Source organism: Pseudomonas azerbaijanorientalis, from assembly GCF_019139795.1.
Taxonomy (GTDB): Bacteria; Pseudomonadota; Gammaproteobacteria; order Pseudomonadales; family Pseudomonadaceae; genus Aquipseudomonas; species Aquipseudomonas laurylsulfatiphila.
In genome coordinates, this window is sequence record NZ_CP077078.1 from 6,050,945 (window position 1) to 6,073,526 (window position 22,582).

Consider the following 22,582-nt stretch of genomic DNA (forward strand, 5'->3'; position numbering starts at 1 on the left):
CTCGTGCAGTTCAGCACTGCGAAAATTGACCGGAAACCGAAAGACAAGTTCCCTAAAACCCATAAACGCTGAAAGGTCAATACGAGCAAAATGATACTACTTAGGCGCAAGCTCCCTCAGGTGGCGTGCGACTGCAATCCATGCACCGATATACCCCAACAGCACCGCGCCAAGCAAGAGAGACAGACCGTCGGCAACTGGCACTCCAGCCAGCGCAAAATCACTACCGTACAGACCGGCCAGCCCTACCACCGCGTCGTTCAGCCAATCAAGGCCGAACGCAAGCACGCCCCAGGACAGAATCCCCGCACCGAAGCCATACAGCGCCCCCATGTACAGGAAGGGCCTGCGCACATAGCTGTCAGTGCCGCCAACCAGTTTAATCACTTCTATCTCTGTGCGGCGGTTTTCAATATGAAGACGAATGGTATTGCCTATCACCAAAAGTAATGCAGAAACCAGAAGCACGGTCAGACCGAAGACAAAACGGTCACCCAGCTTGAGGATGGCTGCCAGACGCTCGACCCAGACTAAATCAAGTTGCGCCTGCTGTACCTTCGGCAGCTCGGATAGTTTTTGTCTTAATGCTTCAAGGGCCGGCTTGTCGACCTCGTTCGGCGTCACCAGGACCACGCCCGGCAGCGGGTTCTCCGGCAATTCCTTGAGCGCCTCGCCCAGCCCCGACTGTTGCTGGAACTCTTCCAGCGCCTGATCCCGGCCAACGTATTCGGCGTCGGCGACGCCCGGCATGCCCTTGATCTGATCGCGCAGCGATTCACCTTCGGCCGGCTTGGCCTCAAGGTCCAGATACAGGGAAATCTGCGCCGCACGCTGCCAGGAACCCCCCAGACGCTCGACGTTACTTAGCAAAAGTGACAGCCCCATGGGCAAGCTCAGGGCCACCGCCATCACCATGCAGGTGAAAAAACTGCCGATAGGCTGCTTGCCCAGGCGACGCAGGCTGTCGACCATGCTGGCGCGATGGCTTTCGATCCAGGCGCGGAACAACGTGGCGAAGTCCGGCCCGTCGTCATCGTCGTGTTTTTTCTTTTGCGGCTGCGGATCGGCGGCTTTCGGGGCCACGCGCTCGGAAACCTTGGGGCTACGTGTTGCACTCATACCGCGGCCTCCCCGTCACCGATCAATCGACCGCGTTGCAGCGTCAGCATGCGATGGCGCATGCGGGCGATCAGGGCCAGGTCGTGACTGGCGATCAGCACGCTGGTGCCCAGGCGATTGATGTCTTCGAACACACCCATGATCTCGGCGGCCAGACGCGGGTCGAGGTTACCGGTCGGTTCATCCGCCAGCAGCAAGGCCGGGCGATGGACGATGGCGCGGGCGATGCCGACGCGCTGCTGCTGACCGGTGGACAGGTCTCCCGGGTACAAATCGGTTTTATCCGACAGCGCTACTCGCTCCAGCGCCGAGTCCACGCGCTTGGCGATCTCGGCCTTGGACAGCCCGAGGATCTGCAAAGGCAATGCGACGTTATTGAACACCGTGCGATCGAACAACAACTGGTGATTCTGGAACACCACGCCGATCTGCCGACGCAGGAAAGGAATCTGTGCGTTGCTGATGGTGCTCAGGTCTTGCCCGGCGAGCAGCAATTTGCCGCTGGTCGGACGCTCCATGGCCAGCAACAGCCGCAACAAGGTGCTTTTACCGGCGCCGGAATGGCCGGTGACAAACAGAAACTCGCCACGACGGACTCGAAAGCTCAGCTCATGCAAGCCGACGTGACCGTTCGGGTAGCGCTTACCGACCTGTTCGAAACGAATCATGAACGCTCCCGCTCGGCAAACAATGCCTGGACAAAGGGTTCTGCTTCAAAGGTACGCAAATCATCGATGCCTTCGCCAACGCCGATGTAGCGGATCGGCAGGCCGAATTGCTTGGCCAGGGCGAAAATCACCCCGCCTTTGGCGGTGCCGTCGAGCTTGGTCAGCGCCAGGCCGGTCAGTTCGACGGTCTGGTTGAATTGTTTGGCCTGGTTGATGGCGTTCTGGCCCGTGCCGGCGTCAAGCACCAGGAGCACTTCGTGAGGTGCGTCGGCGTCGAGCTTGCCGATGACGCGGCGAACCTTTTTCAGCTCTTCCATCAGGTTGTCTTTGGTGTGCAGGCGGCCAGCGGTGTCGGCGATCAGCACATCGATGCCGCGAGCCTTGGCGGCCTGCACGGCATCGAAGATCACCGAGGCCGAGTCGGCGCCAGTATGCTGGGCGATCACCGGGATCTTGTTACGCTCGCCCCAGACCTGCAACTGCTCTACCGCCGCAGCACGGAAGGTGTCGCCGGCGGCAAGCATGACTTTTTTGCCTTCCAACTGCAGTTTCTTAGCCAGCTTGCCGATGGTGGTGGTCTTGCCAGCACCGTTGACGCCGACGACCAGAATCACGAACGGCTTGTTCTGCGAGGCGATTTTCAGCGGCTGCTCGACGGGCTTGAGCATGGCCGCCAGCTCGGCTTGCAGGGATTTGTACAGGGCGTCGGCGTCGGCCAGCTCCTTGCGCGCAACCTTCTGCGTCAGACGCTGAATGATCACCGAAGTGGCTTCGACACCGACGTCGGCGGTCAGCAAACGGGTTTCGAGGTCCTCGAGCAGTTCATCATCAATGACCTTTTTGCCCAGGAACAGGCTGGCCATGCCTTCGCCGATACTGGCGCTGGTCTTGGACAGGCCCTGCTTGAGGCGGGCGAAGAAACCGGCTTTGGTTTCTTCGGTGCGTACGGGTTCTACCGGGGTTTCGACGGGCGTCGCGATCGGCGCAGGCGTCGGAGCGGGTGCCGGTGCTTGAGCAACCGGAGCAACCGGAGCAACCGGAGCAACCGGAGCAACGAATACCGGAACCTCTGCCTGGCTGACAACGGGAACAGGCTCGGCCACGACGACGGGTTCAACCATCGCTTCGACCACAGGCGCGTGAACCGGTGCAGGCGTAAACGCTGCCGGGGCCGGAATCGGCGGGGTCACGTGGGGGGCCAGGTCATTTTCGACCAATGCCACGGGCTCTTCGGCTACCGGCAGGGTCAACCACGGTTCGGCTGTAGGGGCCAGCGGCCGCTCGGTGACAATTTTGCTTACGGGTTCGGGAGCGGCTTCAACCTTGGGTTGCAGCAACGGCTCGGCAACCGGCAGAACAACCGGCGCGGGCGCTTCTTCTATTACCGGGACCGGCGTCGGCGCTGGCTCAGGAATGGCTTGTGGCTGTTCGACGACGGGTTCCTGCGGCTTTTTGCGCAGCCATCCGAACAGGCTTTTCTTCTCGCCAGCCGCAGCTGGGGTCTTCTTGTCGTCGTTGGAACCAAACATGGAGGACGGCTATCTCACGGTAGCGACGCGCCAATGGCGCCCCGGCAAATAAATAATCGATGCAGAACAGACTGTGATTGACCCAGCTTGTTCACGCGCAACATTTTGTCGAGGTGCCAACGGCGCCTCAAAGGTCGACTAATACGAAGGACTGAAACGGCATCGTCGGCGAAAACGCAGAGTTTAGCTGACAAACTCAAAGTTTCTGCCGGTAACCCATACAACCCGCAGGCCAATCAAAGGCCTGATAGGCGTGGCCGCCAGTAAAACGGATCAGTATCCTAGCACCCTCTCGCCCGCTGACGCTAAGAACAAGCGGGCAGCCCCAAAGGTTTGAAAACGAATGAATGCTCTTGCCCGCCGCGCCGCAGGCCTGCTGCTCAGCACAGTTTGCCTGCCCCTTTCGGCCCTGGCTGCCGACCCGCAACCCACCCACGAATTCACTCTCGACAATGGCTTGAAGGTGGTCGTGCGCGAAGACCATCGTGCGCCTGTTGTGGTTTCCCAGGTCTGGTACAAGGTCGGCTCCAGCTATGAGACGCCGGGCAATACCGGCCTGTCCCACGCTCTGGAACACATGATGTTCAAGGGCAGCGAGAAGGTCGGCCCCGGTGAAGCCTCGCTGATCCTGCGCGACCTCGGCGCCGAAGAGAATGCATTCACCAGCGACGACTTCACCGCGTACTACCAGGTGCTGGCCCGGGATCGCCTGGGCGTAGCCTTCGAACTGGAAGCCGACCGCATGGCCAGCCTGCGCCTGCCGGCCGACGAGTTCGCCAAGGAAATCGAGGTCATCAAGGAAGAACGTCGCCTGCGCACCGACGACAAGCCGATGTCCAAAGCCTATGAGCGCTTCAAGGCCATGGCTTACCCGGCCAGCGGCTATCACACGCCGACCATCGGCTGGATGGCCGATCTTGAGCGAATGAAGGTCGAAGAACTGCGCCACTGGTACCAGACCTGGTACGTGCCGAACAACGCCACGCTGGTAGTGGTCGGCGACGTGACGCCGGACGAAGTCAAGGCTCTGGCCCAACGCTATTTCGGCCCGATCGCCAAGCGTGATGTGCCGGCCGCGAAAAAGCCGCTGGAGCTGGCCGAACCGGGCGAGCGCCAGATCACCCTGCATGTGCAAACCCAACTGCCCAGCCTGATGCTGGCCTTCAACGTGCCGAGCATTGCCACCGCCGAAGACAAACGCCTGGTCAATGCCCTGCGCCTGATCTCGGCGCTGCTCGACGGCGGCTACAGCGGGCGCATCCCGACGCAACTGGAGCGCGGAGAAGAACTGGTGTCCGGCGGCTCGTCGAGTTACGACGCCTACACCCGTGGCGATAGCCTGTTCACCCTGTCGGCATCGCCAAACTCGCAGAAACACAAGACCATCGCCCAGGCAGAAGCCGGATTGTGGAAGCTGCTCGATCAGTTGAAAACTACTGCGCCGACTGCCGAAGAACTCGAACGGGTTCGTGCACAAGTCATCGCCGGCCTGGTCTACGAGCGTGACTCGATCACCAGCCAGGCCACAGCCATTGGCCAACTGGAAACCGTCGGCCTGTCATGGCGGCTGATGGACACCGAACTGGCCGACCTGGAAAGCGTCACTCCGGAAGATATCCAGAAAGCCGCCAAGCTGTATTTCACCCGCGAACGTCTCAGCGTCGCCCATGTACTGCCTCTGGAGACGACTCATGAGTGAGCGTAAACCCTCCCGTCTGCCCCTGATCGGGCTGATCGCTGTCGCCGTTATCGGCTCTGCCGCGTTCTACATGTCGCGCTCCGGCGAAACCAGTGCCAGTGAAGCTCTGGACAAAGCCAAGGCCAGCCAGAAACTGCAATCGCTGACCGAGCTCAACGGCAAGGCGCCGGACCACCGCAAGCTGGACGTGCAGACCTGGAACACGGCCGAAGGCACCAAGGTGCTGTTCGTCGAAGCCCATGAGCTGCCGATGTTCGACATGCGCCTGATCTTCGCCGCCGGCAGCAGCCAGGACGGCGATACGCCGGGCCTGGCGCTGTTGACCAACGCCATGCTCAACGAAGGCGTGGCCGGCAAAGACGTCGGCGCCATTGCCCAGGGCTTCGAAGGCCTGGGCGCCGATTTCGGCAACGGTGCTTACAAAGACATGGCAATCGCTTCACTGCGCAGCCTGAGTACCAAGGACAAGCGCGAGCCGGCCCTGAAGCTGTTTGCCGAAGTCATCGGCAAGCCGACCTTCCCTGCCGACTCACTGCTGCGCATCAAGAACCAGATGCTCGCCGGTTTCGAATACCAGAAACAGAACCCCGGCAAACTGGCGAGCCTGGAACTGATGAGCCGCTTGTACGGTGATCACCCGTACGCGCATTCCAGCGACGGCACGGCGAAAAGCGTACCGGCGATCACCCAGGCACAGCTGCGTGCTTTCCACGAGAAAGCCTACGCAGCGGGTAACGTGGTGATCGCGCTGGTCGGCGACCTGTCCCGCGCCGAAGCCGAAACGATTGCCGCACAGGTTTCCGCCGCCCTGCCCAAAGGTCCGGCATTGCCAAAAGTCGCGCAGCCGACTGAGCCGAAGGCGAGCATCGGCCACATAGAGTTCCCGTCCAAGCAGACCAACCTGATGCTCGCGCAATTGGGCATCGATCGCGACGATCCGGACTACGCGGCGCTGTCCATGGGCAACCAGATTCTCGGTGGCGGCGGTTTCGGCACCCGGTTGATGAGCGAAGTGCGCGAGAAGCGTGGCCTGACCTACGGCGTGTATTCGGGCTTCACCCCGATGCAGGTGCGCGGCCCGTTCATGATCAACCTGCAGACCCGCGCCGAGATGAGCGAAGGCACCCTGAAACTGGTGCAGGACGTCCTGGCCGACTACCTTGAAACCGGCCCGACCGAAAAGGAGCTCGACGACGCCAAGCGCGAACTGGCCGGCAGCTTCCCGCTGTCCACCGCCAGCAACGCCGATATCGTCGGCCAACTGGGCGCCATCGGTTTCTACAACCTGCCGTTGAGCCACCTGGAAGAATTCATGCAACAGTCTCAGGCCTTGACCGTCGAACAGGTCAAAGCCGCCATGAACAAACACCTGGGCACAGACAAAATGGTCATCGTCAGCGCTGGCCCGACCGTGCCGCAAAAGCCGTTACCGGCCCCTACTGATAAACCTTCCGAGCAGCCGCTCGGGGTTCCGGAGCATTAATGGCCAGTCCCAAGAAACCCGCCAAAAACGTCCATAACGGCGTGAACCAGCTGCGCATCATCGGTGGCGAATGGCGCAGCCGCAAACTGAGCTTCCCCGACGCCCCGGGCCTGCGCCCGACGCCGGACCGCGTGCGTGAAACCCTGTTCAACTGGCTCGCGCCTTACGTGCCGGGCGCCAAGGTGCTCGACCCGTTCACCGGCAGCGGCGCGCTGTTCCTCGAAGCCCTGTCCCGTGGCGCGGCCATGGGCCAGGCGCTGGACGCCAGCAGCATCGCGGTGTCCAGCCTGAAGGAGCACCTGGGCACCCTGCGGTGCACCAACGGCCAGGTCCAGACCGCCGATGCCCTGCGATATCTGGAAACCCAGACCGCAACGGCCTACGACCTGGTGTTCCTCGACCCACCGTTCAACCAGAACCTGCTGCCCGCCGTTTGCAAGTTGCTCGAAGAGCGCCAATGGCTGGCCGAAGATGCCTGGGTGTACACCGAAAGCGAGTCCGCGCCGTCGACCCTGGGCCTGCCGGAGAACTGGCGCCTGCACCGCGAGCAGAAATCCGGGCGCGTCTACTACTCGTTGTGGCAACGTATGGCAGAGATCGCCGGTTAATCGACCGGCCTGAAAAAGGTGCGTACCCGATACGCACCGCTGCATCGAGAAAGAACGTGCCCCATCCGCCAGAACGCTTCACCCCAGCCTTCGGCCTCGGTAACCCGCACTTGCAAACCTTGTGGGGGCCGCTGTGGCGTAAAACCGTGCACATCGGCCGCGAGCGCGAACGCCTGTGGCTTGAAGATGGCGACTTTCTCGATCTGGACTGGCACGGTCCGCACAGCGTCGACGCGCCCTTGGTGCTGGTGCTGCACGGGCTCACCGGGTCCTCGAATTCACCTTATGTCGCTGGCTTGCAAAAAACCCTGGGTGACCGGGGTTGGGCCAGCGTCGCGCTGAACTGGCGCGGTTGCTCTGGCGAACCCAATCTGCTGCCACGCAGTTACCACTCCGGTGCCAGTGATGACCTGGCCGAAGCGATCAAACACTTGCGGGCCAAACGACCTCTCGCCCCCCTGTATGCGGTGGGTTACTCCCTGGGGGGCAATGTCCTGCTCAAGCATCTGGGCGAAACCGGCAGCGACAGCGGTGTGGCTGCAGCCGTGGCGGTATCGGTGCCGTTACGCCTGGACCAGTGCGCCGACCGCATCGGCCAGGGTTTCTCCAAGGTTTACCAGGCACATTTCATGCGCGAGATGGTCGCCTACATCAAGAACAAACAGCGACAGTTCCAGCACGACGGACGCGAGGATGGACTGGCCGCATTAGCTGCGCTTGGCTCGCTGGAAAACATGCGCACGTTCTGGGATTTCGATGGCCGCGTCACCGCGCCACTGCACGGCTTCGCCGATGCCGAGGATTACTATCGCCGCGCATCAAGTCGCTATTTCCTTGGCGAAATTCGTACGCCGACCTTGATGATACAGGCCGCCGACGATCCCTTCGTGTTTCCCCACAGCTTGCCGCACGCCGATGAGTTGTCCGCATCCACGCAATTCGAGCTGCAAGCCAAGGGCGGGCATGTCGGCTTCGTCGACGGCACGCTCAGGCAACCGGGTTACTACCTTGAACGGCGCATCCCCGAGTGGCTGGCCCTCACCGGGCGCGTTTGAATCATGGACGCTGACCAGGGCGAGTCAATCCACTTCTGGCAAACCCCGCCCCTGACCGGGGTCGAGTTATTGTCCGCCCGCTACATCGATCATCGTTTTGCCCCGCACGTGCATGACGGCTATGTGATCGGCATGATCATGGCCGGCGCCCAGCGTTACCGCTATCGCGGTGCCGAACACCTCGCGGGCAGCGGCACGCTGGTGCTGATCAACCCCGATGAATTGCACACCGGCCACAAAGGCACCGAGGATGGCTGGCTTTACCGGGCGTTTTATCCGGACAGCGGGCAGATAACCTCGCTGCTGGCCGAACTCGAACTGCCGACCCACCACCTGCCGGCCTTCGGCGCCACGCTGTATCGCGACCAGGACCTGGTGAACGGCTTCTGCCAACTCCATCGCTTGCTGGAAAGCCCCGCCACCGCCTTGCAGCAACAAACGGTCTGGCGCGAACTGGTGCTGTCGCTGTTGCAGCGTCACGCGGCGGTGCCCGATGCCGGTAAACCCGGCAAGGAACACCGAGCCGTGAGCCTGGCCAAGGAATTGCTGCACGCGCAACTGGCAGCGCCGCCCTCACTGGAGACGCTGGCGGCGGCGGTCAACCTCTCGCCCTTCCATTTCGCCCGGGTGTTCCGTCGGGCCACCGGCATGCCGCCGCACACCTGGTTGATGCAACAGCGCATCGCACGGGCGCGGGCGTTGCTGCAGAGTGGTTGTCTGCCGCTGGAAGTCGCCATGCAACTGGGGTTTGCCGACCAGAGCCACCTGAGTCGGCAGTTCAAGCAGGTGTATGGGGTTGGACCGGGGGCGTATCGCAGTGCCCGGCAACTGCCAAAATCCTGATAGCGACAAAAAACCAATGTGGGAGCGGGCTTGCTCGCGAAAGCGTCGTGTCAGTCAACATCAATATTGAATGATCCACCGCTTTCGCGAGCAAGCCCGCTCCCACAGGGTTGTGTGGTGTTTATTCGCCCGTGGCAACGCCCCGCGCAGGCTCGTTGATCCACTCACTCCACGACCCGGCATACAACGAACCCAACGGATAACCGGCCAGACACAACGCAAACAGGTTGTGGCACGCCGTCACGCCGGAACCGCAGTACGCCACCAGATCCTTCGGCGAACGATCGCCCAGTTTTGCGGCAAAACGCTGCTTGAGTTGATCGGCCGGCAGAAAACGCCCGTCACTGCCCAGGTTGTCGGTAAACGCCGCACATTGAGCGCCGGGAATGTGCCCGGCAATCGGATCGATCGGTTCCACTTCCCCCTTGAAGCGCGGCAGTGCGCGGGCATCGAGCAGGGTCAGTTCCGGCCGGGAGAGGCGCTTCTGCAGCCGTTCGGCACTGATCAGCAACGCCGTGTCAGGACTGCCGGTGAAGGAACCACGAGTGATCGCCGGAGCATCCAGGCTTAGCGGCAAACCGGCCGCGTGCCAGGCCTTGAGGCCGCCATCGAGGATAAATACACCGTCGCGCTTGCCCAACCAGGCCAGCAACCACCAGGCCCGCGCCGCATAGGCACCCGGGCCGTCATCGTACAGAACCACCTCGCTATCGGCGTTGATGCCCCAGGCCTGCAGGCGCTCGATCAGTTGCGCCGGCTCGGGCAGCGGATGGCGCCCGGTCACGCCCTTGACCACCGCGCCACTCAAATCACGCTCGAGGTCGGCATAGCTCGAACCGGCGATGTGCCCTTCGGCATAGCTGCGCTGACCGTAATCCGGGTCTTCAAGGGCAAAACGACAATCGAGAATCACCAGCCCCGGCTGATCCTTTTTCAGGTCCAGTGCTTGCGGGCTGATCAATTGCGCAATGGGCATAACGGGCTCCTGTGATTTTTATCAGACGTCGATCCTACGACACTTCCTCGAGCGCCTGGGCCAGGGGCACGTAAAACTCTTCGAACAAGGCCTTGACCGCATCGCGGGACTGATCCGTGACGAACCCGGCTTCCAGCACCAGCACCTGATAAACCCCACGTTTAATGGCCTGTTCGCTCAAGTGGCTGGAGTTCTCCCGCGTGGTGCACAGGAAGCGCACCCAGGACGTGAGGATGATCCAGGCATTGAGGGTCAGGGATTCGATCTGCACCTTGTCCATTTTCAAAATGCCGGCGGCGACAAAACCTTCATAGATCGCCCCACCCTGGATCAGGCAGCGCTGGGAAAAGCGCCGATAGCGGTCGGCAAGCTCGGGGTCGCTGTCGAGCAAATGTTCGAGATCGCGATGCAAAAACCGGTAGCGCCACATCGCTGACAGCAGCTCCTTGAGGTAGAAGCGCTTGTCTTCCACCGTGGCGGCACGCCCCTGGGGCGGACGCAGGAAGCTGTCCACCAGGCTTTCGTACTCGCTGAACAGCACGGCGATGATCGCCTGCTTGTTAGGGAAGTGGTAGTACAGGTTGCCCGGGGAAATTTCCATATGGGCAGCAATGTGGTTGGTACTGATGCTGCGCTCGCCCTGCTGGTTGAACAGCTCCAGGCTGTTCTGCACGATGCGCTCGCTGGTTTTGATCCGTGGGGCCATGGCTTGAGCTTTAATTCAGAGTGCGTTGACGGGCATCTTAGATCTATCCGCGAGCGGATAAAACAAAGCTGTTCCTGGATGTCATTTGACTTTTTAGAGCATAGACTCTAAAAAGTGCCTTATTAAAATAAATCCGGAGCCGACCATGACTGCTGATATTTCCTACCTGCAAAACCTACAGCAGCCGCTGGAAGAGCTTCAGGCCCTGTTCGACGCCCAGCGTGCCGCCTACGCCGCCAACCCGATGCCGCCCGCCGCGCAGCGCCAGCAATGGCTCAAGGCCCTGAAGGATTTGTTGAACAGCGAACGCCAGGCCTTGATCGATGCGATCAGCCAGGACTTCAGCCATCGCAGCGCCGATGAAACCCTGGTCGCCGAACTGATGCCCAGCCTGCACGGCATCCATTACGCCAGCAAACACCTCAAGGGCTGGATGCGAGCTTCGCGGCGCAAGGTCGGTGTCGCATTCCAGCCCGCCTCTGCCAAAGTCGTTTACCAACCGCTGGGCGTGGTCGGGGTCATCGTGCCGTGGAACTACCCGCTGTACCTGGCCGTCGGTCCGTTGGTCGGCGCGCTGTCGGCGGGCAACCGGGTGATGCTCAAGCTCAGTGAGTCGACCCCCGCGACCGGCCTGCTGATGAAGCAACTGCTGGCGCGCATCTTCCCCGAAGACCTGGTGTGCGTGGTCCTTGGCGAGGCAGACATTGGCGTGGCGTTTTCACGTCTGCCGTTCGATCACCTGCTGTTCACCGGCGCCACCAGCATCGGCAAACACGTGATGCGCGCCGCTGCGGAAAACCTGACCCCGGTGACCCTTGAGCTCGGCGGCAAGTCCCCGGCCATCGTTTCCCGCGATGTACCGCTCAAGGACGCCGCCGAGCGCATCGCCTTCGGTAAAACCCTGAACGCCGGCCAGACCTGCGTGGCCCCGGACTATGTGCTGGTGCCGGAGGATCGCGTGGGAGGTTTCGTCGAAGCCTACCGCTCTGCCGTCCGCGGGTTTTATCCGACGCTGGCCGACAACCCGGACTACACCGCGATCATCAATGAGCGACAACTGGCCCGCCTCAACGGCTATATCAGCGACGCCACCAGCAAGGGGGCGCTGCTGATGCCGCTGTTCGACCAGGGCCAGGGCCGCCGCATGAGCCATAGCCTGCTGCTCAATGTCACTGACGAGATGACGGTGATGCAGGACGAAATATTCGGGCCGCTGCTGCCGATCGTGCCGTACAAGGATCTGGACCAGGCGTTTGCCTACATCAATCAACGCCCGCGCCCACTGGCGCTGTATTACTTCGGCTACGACAAACGCGAACAACAGCGCGTGCTGCACGAGACCCACTCCGGCGGCGTGTGCCTGAACGACACACTGCTGCATGTCGCCCAGGACGACATGCCGTTCGGCGGCATCGGTGCCTCGGGCATGGGCCACTACCACGGCCATGAAGGCTTCCTGACCTTCAGCAAGGCCAAGGGTGTCTTGATCAAACAGCGGTTCAACGCGGCGAAACTGATTTACCCGCCGTATGGCAAGTCGATCCAGAAGCTGATCCAGAAGCTGTTCATCCGCTAACGATCATCACCGCCGGGTAATAACAATAATGAATCCCAGTCTGTCCGATACACCCGCGCTGTCACGGCGCGGGTTGCTTAAATTCAGCCTCGGCGCCAGCGCCTTTCTCGCCACTGCCGGGTTGGGCGCCAGCCTCAGCGGCTGTTCGGCGAGCGTCCCGGCCAATGGCTTCGTCACGCTGCGCAGCGGCGACCTGATGTTCTTGCGTGCGTTGATTCCGGTCATGCTCGATGGCGCCGTGACCTCCGAACGGATGCCCGAGGCTGTCGAAGGCACACTTGAAAGCCTGGATTACAACCTCGCGCATCTGTCGCCGGAAATGCTCAAACTGACCCGGCAACTGTTCGATGTGCTGGGCATGGCCGTCACTCGCGGACCGTTGACCGGAATCTGGGGCAGCTGGGAAAACGCCAGCGCCGACGATATCCGGCAATTCCTCGACCGTTGGGAAAACAGCTCGTTGAGCCTGTTGCGCATGGGCCACAGCTCTATGCTGCAACTGGTGATGATGGCCTGGTACGGCCGCAAGGAATCGTGGGCGCATTGCGGGTATCCCGGGCCGCCCACCGTCTGAAATCGAGTCGCCCCCTTCGCGGGCAAGCCACGCTCCCACAGGTTTGAGGTGGCCGCACCTTTTGTGAACGACTCGACCCTGTGGGAGCGGGCTTGCCCGCGATAGCGTCAGCCGCTTCACCGTCTACTCCAACAATAAAAAGAGAATCAAAGATGCCCGTACCCGATCCGTTTCGCGAAGGCATGGCCCGAGGCTGGAAAACCTACAACGGCTCACAACTGACCCAGGACCTGACACTCGAAGCAGACGTGGCGATCATCGGCAGCGGTGCCGGCGGCGGTACCACCGCCGAAATCCTCAGTGCGGCCGGCTTCAAAGTGCTGCTGATCGAGGAAGGCCCGCTCAAGACCAGCAGCGACTTCAAGCTGCTCGAAGACCAGGCCTACAGCAGCCTCTATCAGGAAGGCATCGGCCGCATGAGCAAGGATGGCGCAATCACCATCCTCCAGGGCCGTGCGGTGGGCGGCACCACGCTGATCAACTGGACCTCCAGTTTCCGCACCCCGGAACCCACCCTGGAACACTGGGCCAAAGAGCACAACGTCAAGGGTCACAGCCCGGCGGACATGGCGCCGTGGTTCGAGAAAATGGAGCAGCGCCTGGGCGTCGCGCCGTGGATGGTGCCGCCCAACGCCAATAACGATGTGATACGCAAGGGCTGCCAGGAACTGGGATACAGCTGGCACGTCATCCCGCGCAACGTTCGCGGCTGCTGGAACCTCGGCTACTGCGGCATGGGCTGCCCGACCAATGCCAAGCAATCGATGATGGTCACCACCATTCCGGCGACCCTGGAAAAAGGCGGCGAGCTGCTTTACCTGGCCCGCGCCGAAAAACTCATGATCAGCGGCGACAAAATCACCGGCCTGCACTGCTCGGCTATGGATGAACGCTGCGTCGCACCGACCGGGCGCACCATCACGGTCAAGGCACGGCATTTCGTGCTGGCCGGTGGCGGCATCAACAGCCCGGCCTTGCTGATGCGCTCCGGGGCACCCGACCCGCACAAGCGCTTGGGCAAACGTACGTTCCTGCACCCGGTGAACATGTCCGCCGCGTTGTTCGATGAAGTCGTCAACCCGTTCTACGGTGCGCCGCAGTCGATCTATTCCGACCACTTCCAGTGGCAGGACGGCACCACGGGCAAGATGTCCTTCAAGCTGGAGGTTCCGCCATTGCATCCGGCGCTGGCCGCAACCTTGCTTGGCGGTTTCGGTCAGGAGAATTCGCAACACATGGCCAATCTGCCCCATACCCACGCCATGCTGGCGTTGCTGCGGGACGGCTTTCACCCGGACAGCCCCGGTGGCAGCGTCGAATTGCGCAGCGACGACACGCCGTTGCTGGATTACCAGCTCTCGCCTTACGCCTGGGATGGCTTGCGCCGGGCATTCCACAGCATGGCCGAGATCCAGTTTGCCGGTGGCGCCAAGGCCGTCATGCCTATGCACGCCGACGCCCGTTACGTGAAGACCCTCGCTGAAGCCCGCACGCTGATCGACGGCCTGAGCCTGGAGTTGTACCGCACACGCCTGGGCAGTGCCCATGTGATGGGTGGCTGCGCAATGGGTGAGGACCCGGCAAACGCGGTGACCGACAGCCTCGGCCGGCATCATCAGTTGGGCAATCTGTCGATCCACGACGGCTCGCTGTTCCCCACCAGCATTGGCGCCAATCCGCAATTGTCGGTCTACGGACTGACGGCACAACTGGCAACTTCCCTGGCCGAGCGTTTAAAAAACCCATGAAAATGACGATTATTCCCATCGTCTATAGTGCTTTCTTACCCAACAGGCGACTTGGCCGACCGGGAAGGCTGCGATACCATCCGACTCCCCAACGGATTCCCGCCAGGACGACGCGATGAACCGAGTGTTGTACCCAGGTACCTTCGACCCTATTACCAAGGGCCATGGCGATCTGGTCGAACGCGCCTCGCGCCTGTTCGATCACGTGATCATCGCCGTCGCCGCCAGCCCGAAGAAAAACCCTCTGTTTCCTCTGGAACAACGGGTGGAACTGGCGCGCGAGGTCACTAAACATCTGCCGAACGTAGAAGTCGTCGGTTTCTCGACGCTGCTGGCGCATTTCGCCAAAGAGCAGAATGCCAACGTGTTCCTGCGTGGTTTGCGCGCGGTGTCGGACTTTGAATACGAATTCCAGCTGGCCAACATGAACCGCCAACTGGCGCCGGATGTGGAAAGCCTGTTCCTGACCCCGTCCGAGCGTTATTCGTTCATCTCCTCGACGCTGGTCCGTGAAATTGCGGCCCTGGGTGGCGATATCACCAAGTTCGTACACCCTACGGTGGCGGAAGCCCTGACCGAGCGCTTCAAGAAGTAACCCCCGCCACTGTGGGAGCGAGCCTGCTCGCGATGGACGTCAACGTTGACGCGTAAAACCGGATAGACCGCAGTGTCAGATGGTTTTTCGCGAGCAGGCTCGCTCCCACAGCGCCAATGCGGCACAATTGTACCCATTGGTTTATTGCGCCCGGGCCTGCCGCCCCGGCTGGAGTTAGCATGTCCCTGATCATCACCGACGATTGCATCAACTGCGACGTCTGCGAACCCGAGTGCCCGAACGCCGCCATTTCCCAGGGCGAAGAGATCTACGTGATCGACCCGAACCTGTGCACCCAGTGTGTCGGCCACTACGACGAACCGCAGTGCCAGCAGGTCTGCCCGGTGGATTGCATTCCACTGGACGAAGCCCATCCGGAGACTGAAGAACAGTTGATGGAGAAATATCGGAAGATTACCGGTAAGGCTTGATTTTCAGGCTTTCAGCGCTCTTTCGGGCCTCTTCGCGAGCAAGCCCGCTCCCACAGGGGATCTGCGCCGTACACAAATCCCCTGTGGGAGCGGGCTTGCTCGCGAAAGCGTCATCAGCCTCACTGAAACTATAATTGACGATCAGCTCTGACAACGCGGGCAAAAAACACTGGCGCGCTGCCCCAGCTTCACTTCCCGCAGCCCCGTGCCACAAACCTTGCAGTGTTCGCCACCACGGCCGTACACGAACAGTTCCTGCTGGAAATAGCCAGGCTGACCGTCACCCCCGATAAAGTCCCGCAGCGTGGTACCGCCGCGCTCGATGGCGGCCGCCAGGATGCGCTTGATCTCGATGGCCAGTTTCAAATACCGCGCACGGGAAATGCTCTTGGCTTCGCGGCGCGGGTCGATTCCAGCGGCGAACAACGCTTCGGTCGCATAGATATTGCCGACGCCCACCACCACCGCGTTATCCATGATGAACGGCTTGACCGCCATCGAACGGCCACGGGACTGCTGGAACAGGCGCTCGCCGTCGAACAGGTCGGTCAGCGGTTCCGGCCCCAGGCGAATCAGCAATTCGTGATTGAGCGGATCGAGGCTCCAGAGCATGGCGCCGAAGCGCCGCGGGTCGGTGTAACGCAGTGCCAGGCCCGACTCCAGTTCGATGTCCACATGCTCATGCTTGGCAGCCAGCAATCCGGCCTCCACCAGACGCAAGTTGCCTGACATGCCCAAATGGCTGATCAAGGTGCCGACTTCGGCGTTGATCAGCAGGTACTTGGCGCGCCGCTCCACCAATACGATGCGCTGGCCGGACAGGCGCACATCGAGGTCCTCGGGGATCGGCCAGCGCAGACGGCGATCACGCACGATCACCCGGCTGACGCGCTGGCCTTCCAGGTACGGCGCGATGCCGCGACGGGTGGTTTCGACTTCTGGCAATTCAGGCATGGTGCTCTCGGATCAGGCGCATGGCCTGGAAAGGTCCGACACTCAGCGATGAGTGCCGAGGTCGCGGATCGTCTGCTTGAGGGTCTCGAAGTCGTAGTCCGAGAGGCCGACATAATCGAGCACCAGCGGCGCGATGCTGTTCCACTCGTGATCTTCGGCCTGGTTGCCCAGCACCCGATGCGACGCGCAAATGTGCTCGGCCATTTTCAGGATCGCCAACAGGTTCTTCAACGAACTGTTGCGCGAAGTCTCATCGCTGAATACCGCCAACGCATTGTGGTGATTGGCGATCGCCGCGCTCACGTGCTCCGGCAGACGCCAGGACTTGGCCGTGTAATAGCCGACCACCGAGTGATTGGTATTGAACACCTGATTCTCCGTGTCCACCACCCGGCATTCGGCGCTGGCATTGGCATAGGCCTGCTCCAGAACGCCCATGTAGTCGGGGAAACGCTGGAGCATCAAGGGCACGCCGCAGTCGTGGAACAGGCCCAGGGCATAGGCTTCGTCGCCATTTTCAACGCCGATGCGCTTGGCCAGGGTCAGGCAGGTCATGGCCACGTCCTGAGCGGTGTCCCAGAAACGGTTCAGGGTGACAATGGTGTCGTCATTCATCTCGCCCTTGATCGACTGCGCATTGATCAGGTTGATGACCGAGCGGCTGCCCAGCAGATTGACCGCGCGCTGGATCGAGGCAATCTTGTTGCTCAGCCCGTAATACGGCGAATTGACGATCTTCAGCAGGGAACCGGAAAGGCCCGGATCCTGGGATATCAGCTTGGCAATGACTTCCAGATCCGGGTCGGGCATGTACTGCTCCATCTGCAAATCCACCATGATCTGCGGCTGGGCCGGTACGCTGATGCCCTGCAGGGCTTGTTGGATCTGTTCGGAAGTCAGCTCTTGGGACATAAGTACACACTCTGGGTCAGACGACGATTCTAACCTTTATGAAGTTGGATCCGACATACCAAATCGCAAGACAACCCTCGCCACATGTCCACTTGCAGGCCAATCCGGGGTCTCAACACGCTATACTCCCGCTCTTTTTTCCGGAGCGACGACATGTCCCTGCCTAGCCTGCGCCTCAAAGCCAACGCCGACCGTCGTCTGCGCAACGGTCACTTGTGGGTCTACAGCAACGAAATCGATGTAGCCGCTACGCCTTTGCACGGTTTCAAGGCCGGCGACCAGGCGATCCTCGAAGCCGCCGGCGGCAAGCCGCTGGGCATCGTTGCCATGAGCCCGAACAACCTGATCTGCGCCCGTGTGCTGTCGCGCGACATCAAGCTGCCGCTGGACAAATCGCTGCTGGTGCACCGCCTGAACGTGGCCCTGTCCCTGCGCGAGCGCCTGTTCGACAAGCCGTTCTATCGCCTGGTCTACGGCGACTCCGACCTGCTGCCTGGCCTGGTGGTCGACCGTTTCGGCGACATCCTGGTGGTGCAGATCGCTTCGGCGACCATGGAAACCCATAAAGACGACGTGATCGCGGCGCTGACCCAAGTGCTCAAGCCAAGCGGCATCCTGTTCAAGAACGACTCCGCCGCCCGTGACGCCGAAGGCCTCACCCGCTACGTCGAAACCGTATTCGGCCTGGTGCCGGAGTGGGTCGCACTGGAAGAGAACGGCGTGAAATTCGAAGCGCCGGTCATCCAGGGCCAGAAAACCGGCTGGTTCTACGACCACCGCATGAACCGCGCACGCCTGGCACCGTACGCCAAAGGCAAACGCGTGCTGGACCTGTACAGCTACATCGGCGGCTGGGGCGTGCAGGCTGCCGCGTTCGGCGCCAGCGAAGTGTTCTGCGTCGACGCCTCGGCCTTCGCCCTTGACGGCGTCGAGCGCAACGCCGCGCTGAACGGCTTCGCCGAGAAAATGACCTGCATCGAAGGCGACGTGTTCGAAGCCCTCAAAGAACTGAAAGCCAGCGAAGAACGCTTCGACGTGATCGTGGCCGACCCGCCAGCGTTCATCAAGCGCAAGAAAGACATGAAAAACGGCGAAGGCGCCTACCGCCGCCTGAACGAGCAAGCCATGCGCCTGCTCACCAAGGACGGCATCCTGGTCAGCGCATCCTGCTCGATGCACCTGCCGGAAGACGACCTGCAGAACATCCTGCTGACCAGCGCCCGTCACCTGGACCGCAATATCCAGATGCTGGAACGTGGCGGCCAGGGGCCTGATCATCCGGTGCACCCGGCGATTGCCGAGACTCGTTACATCAAGAGCATTACTTGCCGGTTGTTGCCAAACAGCTGATTGCACCATTTTATTGGGGGGGAGCGACTTGCCCCCCCCAAAACACATACAAAACTTCTCGCCTCCCCCCTAGCGGTACGCTACGTTATTGTTATTTATTCAAAAACTACAAAGCCAATTAATATGTAGGACCTTTCCGACAACATTATTAGAATATTCTTACTCAACATCCTCTTGAAAAAATATCACCGACACCTATGATTGAGCTGTCACTACGAAGTGACATTTACTTAAATCACAAGGAGTTCCAACCATGAAAACAATTACTCTGGAAGCTTCCCACATTGCAAACTTGGCTTTTCTGGTTTCCAAGAAAGCCTGATAAGTAAATGAAGCGCTGGGGAGTGCCGGCTACTCAGCGCTTTACAGGGCACCACCCAGAGAATCAATTAACATGCAAATAAACCCTCATGTATTCATACTTCCGCGCACCCCCAACCAAATAATCTGGGATTACAAAAATCACAAACAGTTTGAACTCAACCTTGAGTATTCAACCCGACTTGCCGAGCTAATCAAAAACCCAAACAACTTCAACGACTCAAATGAAATTGACTCTCAACTTTTTAGTGCAGGAATCCTTACAAACACCAAGTCCACCCACACAAAATGGGGCTGGGATGAACTATCAAAAATATTCCATATTGGCACCAAGAACATCCCTTGCGATCACGTTCCGCAAGATATCCATGAATGGTCAACCCTATATCTCGATCATTGTACAAACGTCCTCAACACCTCCCCCCCTCCAACCAGAGTCGCGGAATGCTTGGCTCGCGACCTAACTGCCCTACCATTCCCTTCTTGCCTGCCGGAGCGCTCCCTAGCAAACGTTCTGATTGAACGAAAAACCTGCCGCACTTTCACAGGTGAAGCTATTTCACTAGAGATCATCAGTACACTTCTTTACCTGACCCTCGGATATTTGCATGAGCGCGAAAACGAAATCGATGAAAGCACTGCCGAAGGCCTCGGAGCCCGGCGAAGCAGTCCATCTGGTGGTGGGCTAAATGCCTGTGAAGGCTTTCTTCAGGTTCAAAACGTGGTTGGTCTTAAAAACGGTTTCTACGCCTATCATCCCACGGTGCACGCGCTGAGCTTCGTCAACCATTTGCCCGATCAACCGTTAGGGCATCTTCTATCCGGGCAACACTTCATCAATAACCTGCCAGTTGGATTGTTCATAACCTGTAGATTCGACAAGCTTTGGTGGAAATATGAGCACTCGCGAGCCTATCGAATGGCTTACATCGAAGCTGGCCATATTTCCCAGACATTCCAACTAGCAGCCACCGCACTGGGGTTGAAGACTTGGTTGACCGGCGCATTGACAGATGATCAGGTGGAAGCGTTGTTGGGGTTGGAAGATAGTCCAGAGCAAGTGTTGTTTTTTGTTGGTTGCGGCAAGAGTGACGGGCAAGTGATGTGCAAAGAGTTGAAATCGCTGCTAACTGCGCAGGAGTAGGGGCAATGAACAGCTCCCCAAACGACCGCATCATGTGGGCCCGCCGTTTCACCCTTGGTGACTGGAACACACGATCCTCAGTCAGAAGCAGTGAGCACTGCTATCTATTACCCTCAGACTTAAATGAACAACTAGAAACTCGATATTGGTTTCCACCGGCCTTTCTTTTCTATCTAAATCACCCAGCGATCAAAGCAAAAAACAAAGCAATCGCTCAACGCCTTTCTGCTAACCATTTGGTGCACTTTCTTGACTACACTACCTTGCTTGAACACCGCATCGTCAACCGATCAGTTGAAATCATCGCCCACGACGAACTGGGCATTGCTATTCCTACAAGGATGAAAACAGCTGCACTGCAGCTATACACTGATGAAGGCTATCACGCGCTGTTCTCCAGTAATCTTGCCGAACAGATTGCGGACCTTTATGGCATGACTGACCGGCCGGTCATGCCCCTACGAATAACCCGACTGAATGAACTGATCGATCGCACATCGACCAAGCACAAAGCATTGGTGTGGTTTCTTGTGGGCTTCGTCTCGGAAACGATTATCGCCAAGGAGCTGCTCGAGGCTTGCCGCGATGCTTTGGTGAGCACCGTTCAGGAAATGCTCAGAGACCATCTCGCTGACGAGGCGCGACACAGTCGCTACTTCTGCGAAGTGTTTCATTATTTTTGGCAGAACTTTAGCGGCGTTCAGCGCGCAGAAGCCGCCAAGCTGCTCATAGAGATTCTGCTTATTTTCTTTGAAACAGATGAATGCTGGCTCAGCGGGAGCCTACGCAGCGTCGGCCTTAGCGAAAAGTCAGTTGCACAAATTATTGCTTGTATGTCGGACGAGCACGCTCGTCTTCTTCGCATCCGATCGAGTGCCAGCGCCACATTTCAAGCATTGAAAGAGGCTGGGTTCTTTGACCTGCCTACCAATAGGCAACTGTTCTCCCAAGCAGGGCTTATTGATGAATGATGAAAAATATGCGGTAAGTGCAAAAAAGCGCCGGGCAGCGGTTGTTCTATTAATGACGATGGTATTACTCGGCGTCTTCCCCCTGGACGTTTTGCTGCCCTCCTTCCCCGCGCTGGCGAAACACTTCCAGACCACGCCTTCCAACATCGCACTATCCATCAGCCTGTTTGCCATCGGCCTCTCTCTTTCCCAACTGGTGATCGGACCGCTCTCGGACACTATCGGCCGCAAACGTCTGCTCTTGGCAGGTATGGCGGTTTCGATCGTGGGAGCCGCCGGCTGCCTGCTGACCACCGAACTCGAAGGGTTCCTGGTGTTCCGCGTGGTCCAGGCCATCGGCTGCGGTTGCTTCGTGCTGTCGCAGGCGCTAGTCCAGGATCTGTTTGAAGGCAAGGAGCGGGATCGGCTGCGGATTCTGATGGTCACGGCCAGCGGGGTATTCATTTCCGTCTCGCCGTTGTTGGGCAGTGTCTTGCAGCAAGCACTTGATTGGCCCGGTAGCTTTTTCCTGTTTATAGCCTTGGCCGTCGTCGTGTTTCTGAAGGCGTGTTTCATGCTGGAAGACCAGCGACCTGCCGTGACCTCACGCCAAAACATTTTCCACGCCTATCGTCGGGTGTGTGGCAATGCGAGCTTCTTGGGCTATTGGTTAATCGCGGCCATCGCTTTTACCTGCCATTTTTCCTTTATCGTCGTTTCGCCGTTGATCTTCATGGATCAGCTACGCATGTCGCCCTATGCATTCTCCCTGACCCTTCTGCTCTATGGCGCGGCTTATATCATTGGAGGCATCGCCGCCCGGATGCTTTCCAGCCGGATAACACCCAATACTCAAATCATCGTCGGCTTGGGCCTGATTTTCTTCTCGGGAGTGGTGATGCTTTTACTCGCAAGCAGGCTTGGACTTTCGACCCTGACGGTATTGGTGCCGATGATCATCTGCACCGCCGGCACGACCATTGCCCGCCCCATTGCCACATCCAAAGCGATGGACGTGTTTGCGGACAACGCCGGCACTTCGGCGTCGGCCGGGAACACACTGGTTTTCATTTTTGGCGGCTTGACCAGCGCATTGATCAATCTAAGTGGTATAGATCTGCAAACGACCCTGGCACTGGCGTTCCTGCTGCTCAGCGCGGTGGCGCTCGGCCTTAATACCCTGATCAATCGCCGCCCTTCCTGTAGGAGCGAGCTTGCTCGCGATGGTCGTCAACGATAACGCGGGAAACCTGATACCCCGCGGCGTCTTCGATTTCATCGCGAGCAGGCTCGCTCCTACAGGTGCAGGACACATCCTGATCCACTGCCGAAGCGACAACC

General features: G+C 59.7%; 21 protein-coding genes. 14 read left to right on the plus strand and 7 right to left on the minus strand.

Features of this window, described 5'->3' with window-relative positions; genetic code table 11:
• Positions 1 to 96: 96 nt before the first annotated feature.
• Genes ftsX through ftsY form a run of 3 tightly spaced genes read right to left on the minus strand, consistent with a single transcriptional unit; the run spans position 97 to position 3,316 of the window.
• Positions 97 to 1,119 carry a permease-like cell division protein FtsX gene (gene ftsX / locus KSS91_RS27215; RefSeq protein ID WP_007975385.1) on the minus strand — a complete coding sequence of 341 codons (1,023 nt, stop codon included), beginning with the start codon at positions 1,117 to 1,119 and terminating at the stop codon, positions 97 to 99.
• On the minus strand, positions 1,116 to 1,787 hold the full coding sequence (ftsE, locus tag KSS91_RS27220; protein WP_007975383.1) for a cell division ATP-binding protein FtsE: 672 nt from the start codon (positions 1,785 to 1,787) through the stop codon (positions 1,116 to 1,118). Before ftsE ends, ftsX begins: the two co-directional genes overlap by 4 nt.
• A complete protein-coding gene (gene ftsY / locus KSS91_RS27225; RefSeq protein ID WP_217836619.1) occupies positions 1,784 to 3,316 on the minus strand; it encodes a signal recognition particle-docking protein FtsY in 1,533 nt (510 codons plus the stop codon). The genes ftsE and ftsY overlap by 4 nt, the downstream gene beginning before the upstream one ends.
• A 343-nt stretch (positions 3,317 to 3,659) precedes the next feature.
• Between ftsY and KSS91_RS27230 the strand changes: the two genes are divergently transcribed.
• Genes KSS91_RS27230 through KSS91_RS27250 form a run of 5 tightly spaced genes read left to right on the plus strand, consistent with a single transcriptional unit; the run spans position 3,660 to position 9,004 of the window.
• Positions 3,660 to 5,015 carry a M16 family metallopeptidase gene (locus KSS91_RS27230; RefSeq protein ID WP_217836620.1) on the plus strand — a complete coding sequence of 452 codons (1,356 nt, stop codon included), beginning with the start codon at positions 3,660 to 3,662 and terminating at the stop codon, positions 5,013 to 5,015.
• Positions 5,008 to 6,498, plus strand: a complete 1,491-nt coding sequence (locus KSS91_RS27235) for a M16 family metallopeptidase (protein ID WP_217836621.1) — start codon at positions 5,008 to 5,010, stop codon at positions 6,496 to 6,498. The genes KSS91_RS27230 and KSS91_RS27235 overlap by 8 nt, the downstream gene beginning before the upstream one ends.
• Positions 6,498 to 7,106, plus strand: coding sequence for a 16S rRNA (guanine(966)-N(2))-methyltransferase RsmD (gene rsmD / locus KSS91_RS27240; RefSeq protein ID WP_015097219.1), 609 nt, complete (start codon positions 6,498 to 6,500; stop codon positions 7,104 to 7,106). The genes KSS91_RS27235 and rsmD overlap by 1 nt, the downstream gene beginning before the upstream one ends.
• Positions 7,107 to 7,162: 56 nt before the next feature.
• Positions 7,163 to 8,161, plus strand: coding sequence for a hydrolase (locus KSS91_RS27245; RefSeq protein ID WP_217836622.1), 999 nt, complete (start codon positions 7,163 to 7,165; stop codon positions 8,159 to 8,161).
• A gap of 3 nt (positions 8,162 to 8,164) precedes the next feature.
• On the plus strand, positions 8,165 to 9,004 hold the full coding sequence (locus KSS91_RS27250) for an AraC family transcriptional regulator (RefSeq protein WP_217836623.1): 840 nt from the start codon (positions 8,165 to 8,167) through the stop codon (positions 9,002 to 9,004).
• 121 nt (positions 9,005 to 9,125) lie between these two features.
• Here the strand turns inward: KSS91_RS27250 and KSS91_RS27255 are convergent, their stop codons facing one another.
• On the minus strand, positions 9,126 to 9,980 hold the full coding sequence (locus tag KSS91_RS27255) for a sulfurtransferase (protein WP_217836624.1): 855 nt from the start codon (positions 9,978 to 9,980) through the stop codon (positions 9,126 to 9,128).
• A 34-nt stretch (positions 9,981 to 10,014) separates the two neighbouring features.
• Entirely contained in the window at positions 10,015 to 10,686 is a 672-nt protein-coding gene (locus KSS91_RS27260) for a TetR/AcrR family transcriptional regulator (RefSeq protein ID WP_015097223.1), read from the minus strand.
• 145 nt (positions 10,687 to 10,831) lie between these two features.
• Between KSS91_RS27260 and KSS91_RS27265 the strand changes: the two genes are divergently transcribed.
• From KSS91_RS27265 to KSS91_RS27285, 5 genes are all read left to right on the plus strand, one after another.
• A complete protein-coding gene (locus KSS91_RS27265) occupies positions 10,832 to 12,262 on the plus strand; it encodes a coniferyl aldehyde dehydrogenase (protein WP_126048109.1) in 1,431 nt (476 codons plus the stop codon).
• Between the two features lie 28 nt (positions 12,263 to 12,290).
• Positions 12,291 to 12,836, plus strand: coding sequence for a twin-arginine translocation pathway signal protein (locus tag KSS91_RS27270; protein ID WP_217836625.1), 546 nt, complete (start codon positions 12,291 to 12,293; stop codon positions 12,834 to 12,836).
• 152 nt (positions 12,837 to 12,988) lie between these two features.
• The gene (locus KSS91_RS27275) at positions 12,989 to 14,584 is read left to right on the plus strand and encodes a GMC family oxidoreductase (RefSeq protein ID WP_217836626.1); all 1,596 of its coding nucleotides are present in this window, start codon (positions 12,989 to 12,991) and stop codon (positions 14,582 to 14,584) included.
• A gap of 115 nt (positions 14,585 to 14,699) precedes the next feature.
• Positions 14,700 to 15,179, plus strand: coding sequence for a pantetheine-phosphate adenylyltransferase (gene coaD / locus KSS91_RS27280; RefSeq protein ID WP_015097227.1), 480 nt, complete (start codon positions 14,700 to 14,702; stop codon positions 15,177 to 15,179).
• Between the two features lie 179 nt (positions 15,180 to 15,358).
• Positions 15,359 to 15,610: a YfhL family 4Fe-4S dicluster ferredoxin gene (locus KSS91_RS27285; RefSeq protein ID WP_003195146.1), complete on the plus strand. Its 252-nt coding sequence runs from the start codon at positions 15,359 to 15,361 to the stop codon at positions 15,608 to 15,610.
• Between the two features lie 141 nt (positions 15,611 to 15,751).
• Here the strand turns inward: KSS91_RS27285 and mutM are convergent, their stop codons facing one another.
• Entirely contained in the window at positions 15,752 to 16,564 is an 813-nt protein-coding gene (mutM, locus tag KSS91_RS27290; RefSeq protein ID WP_217836627.1) for a bifunctional DNA-formamidopyrimidine glycosylase/DNA-(apurinic or apyrimidinic site) lyase, read from the minus strand.
• A 42-nt stretch (positions 16,565 to 16,606) separates the two neighbouring features.
• Positions 16,607 to 17,476: an HDOD domain-containing protein gene (locus KSS91_RS27295; protein ID WP_102699978.1), complete on the minus strand. Its 870-nt coding sequence runs from the start codon at positions 17,474 to 17,476 to the stop codon at positions 16,607 to 16,609.
• A gap of 153 nt (positions 17,477 to 17,629) precedes the next feature.
• On the opposite strand from KSS91_RS27295, the gene KSS91_RS27300 reads away from it, so the two are divergent.
• From KSS91_RS27300 to KSS91_RS27315, 4 genes are all read left to right on the plus strand, one after another.
• A complete protein-coding gene (locus tag KSS91_RS27300; RefSeq protein WP_217836628.1) occupies positions 17,630 to 18,826 on the plus strand; it encodes a class I SAM-dependent rRNA methyltransferase in 1,197 nt (398 codons plus the stop codon).
• Positions 18,827 to 19,220: 394 nt separating this feature from the next.
• The gene (locus KSS91_RS27305; protein WP_007978941.1) at positions 19,221 to 20,291 is read left to right on the plus strand and encodes a SagB family peptide dehydrogenase; all 1,071 of its coding nucleotides are present in this window, start codon (positions 19,221 to 19,223) and stop codon (positions 20,289 to 20,291) included.
• A 5-nt stretch (positions 20,292 to 20,296) separates the two neighbouring features.
• The gene (locus KSS91_RS27310; protein WP_007978939.1) at positions 20,297 to 21,262 is read left to right on the plus strand and encodes a diiron oxygenase; all 966 of its coding nucleotides are present in this window, start codon (positions 20,297 to 20,299) and stop codon (positions 21,260 to 21,262) included.
• Entirely contained in the window at positions 21,255 to 22,481 is a 1,227-nt protein-coding gene (locus KSS91_RS27315) for a multidrug effflux MFS transporter (protein ID WP_007978937.1), read from the plus strand. The genes KSS91_RS27310 and KSS91_RS27315 overlap by 8 nt, the downstream gene beginning before the upstream one ends.
• Positions 22,482 to 22,582: the final 101 nt, after the last annotated feature.

What these genes read in the sequence shown, in the direction of transcription:
- ftsX (WP_007975385.1), bottom strand. Translation starts at nt 1,119, where the DNA reads ATGAGTGCAACACGTAGCCCCAAGGTTTCCGAGCGCGTGGCCCCGAAA.
- ftsE (WP_007975383.1), bottom strand. Translation starts at nt 1,787, where the DNA reads ATGATTCGTTTCGAACAGGTCGGTAAGCGCTACCCGAACGGTCACGTC.
- ftsY (WP_217836619.1), bottom strand. Translation starts at nt 3,316, where the DNA reads ATGTTTGGTTCCAACGACGACAAGAAGACCCCAGCTGCGGCTGGCGAG.
- KSS91_RS27230 (WP_217836620.1), top strand. Translation starts at nt 3,660, where the DNA reads ATGAATGCTCTTGCCCGCCGCGCCGCAGGCCTGCTGCTCAGCACAGTT.
- KSS91_RS27235 (WP_217836621.1), top strand. Translation starts at nt 5,008, where the DNA reads ATGAGTGAGCGTAAACCCTCCCGTCTGCCCCTGATCGGGCTGATCGCT.
- rsmD (WP_015097219.1), top strand. Translation starts at nt 6,498, where the DNA reads ATGGCCAGTCCCAAGAAACCCGCCAAAAACGTCCATAACGGCGTGAAC.
- KSS91_RS27250 (WP_217836623.1), top strand. Translation starts at nt 8,165, where the DNA reads ATGGACGCTGACCAGGGCGAGTCAATCCACTTCTGGCAAACCCCGCCC.
- KSS91_RS27255 (WP_217836624.1), bottom strand. Translation starts at nt 9,980, where the DNA reads ATGCCCATTGCGCAATTGATCAGCCCGCAAGCACTGGACCTGAAAAAG.
- KSS91_RS27260 (WP_015097223.1), bottom strand. Translation starts at nt 10,686, where the DNA reads ATGGCCCCACGGATCAAAACCAGCGAGCGCATCGTGCAGAACAGCCTG.
- KSS91_RS27265 (WP_126048109.1), top strand. Translation starts at nt 10,832, where the DNA reads ATGACTGCTGATATTTCCTACCTGCAAAACCTACAGCAGCCGCTGGAA.
- KSS91_RS27270 (WP_217836625.1), top strand. Translation starts at nt 12,291, where the DNA reads ATGAATCCCAGTCTGTCCGATACACCCGCGCTGTCACGGCGCGGGTTG.
- KSS91_RS27275 (WP_217836626.1), top strand. Translation starts at nt 12,989, where the DNA reads ATGCCCGTACCCGATCCGTTTCGCGAAGGCATGGCCCGAGGCTGGAAA.
- coaD (WP_015097227.1), top strand. Translation starts at nt 14,700, where the DNA reads ATGAACCGAGTGTTGTACCCAGGTACCTTCGACCCTATTACCAAGGGC.
- KSS91_RS27285 (WP_003195146.1), top strand. Translation starts at nt 15,359, where the DNA reads ATGTCCCTGATCATCACCGACGATTGCATCAACTGCGACGTCTGCGAA.
- mutM (WP_217836627.1), bottom strand. Translation starts at nt 16,564, where the DNA reads ATGCCTGAATTGCCAGAAGTCGAAACCACCCGTCGCGGCATCGCGCCG.
- KSS91_RS27295 (WP_102699978.1), bottom strand. Translation starts at nt 17,476, where the DNA reads ATGTCCCAAGAGCTGACTTCCGAACAGATCCAACAAGCCCTGCAGGGC.
- KSS91_RS27300 (WP_217836628.1), top strand. Translation starts at nt 17,630, where the DNA reads ATGTCCCTGCCTAGCCTGCGCCTCAAAGCCAACGCCGACCGTCGTCTG.
- KSS91_RS27305 (WP_007978941.1), top strand. Translation starts at nt 19,221, where the DNA reads ATGCAAATAAACCCTCATGTATTCATACTTCCGCGCACCCCCAACCAA.
- KSS91_RS27310 (WP_007978939.1), top strand. Translation starts at nt 20,297, where the DNA reads ATGAACAGCTCCCCAAACGACCGCATCATGTGGGCCCGCCGTTTCACC.
- KSS91_RS27315 (WP_007978937.1), top strand. Translation starts at nt 21,255, where the DNA reads ATGAATGATGAAAAATATGCGGTAAGTGCAAAAAAGCGCCGGGCAGCG.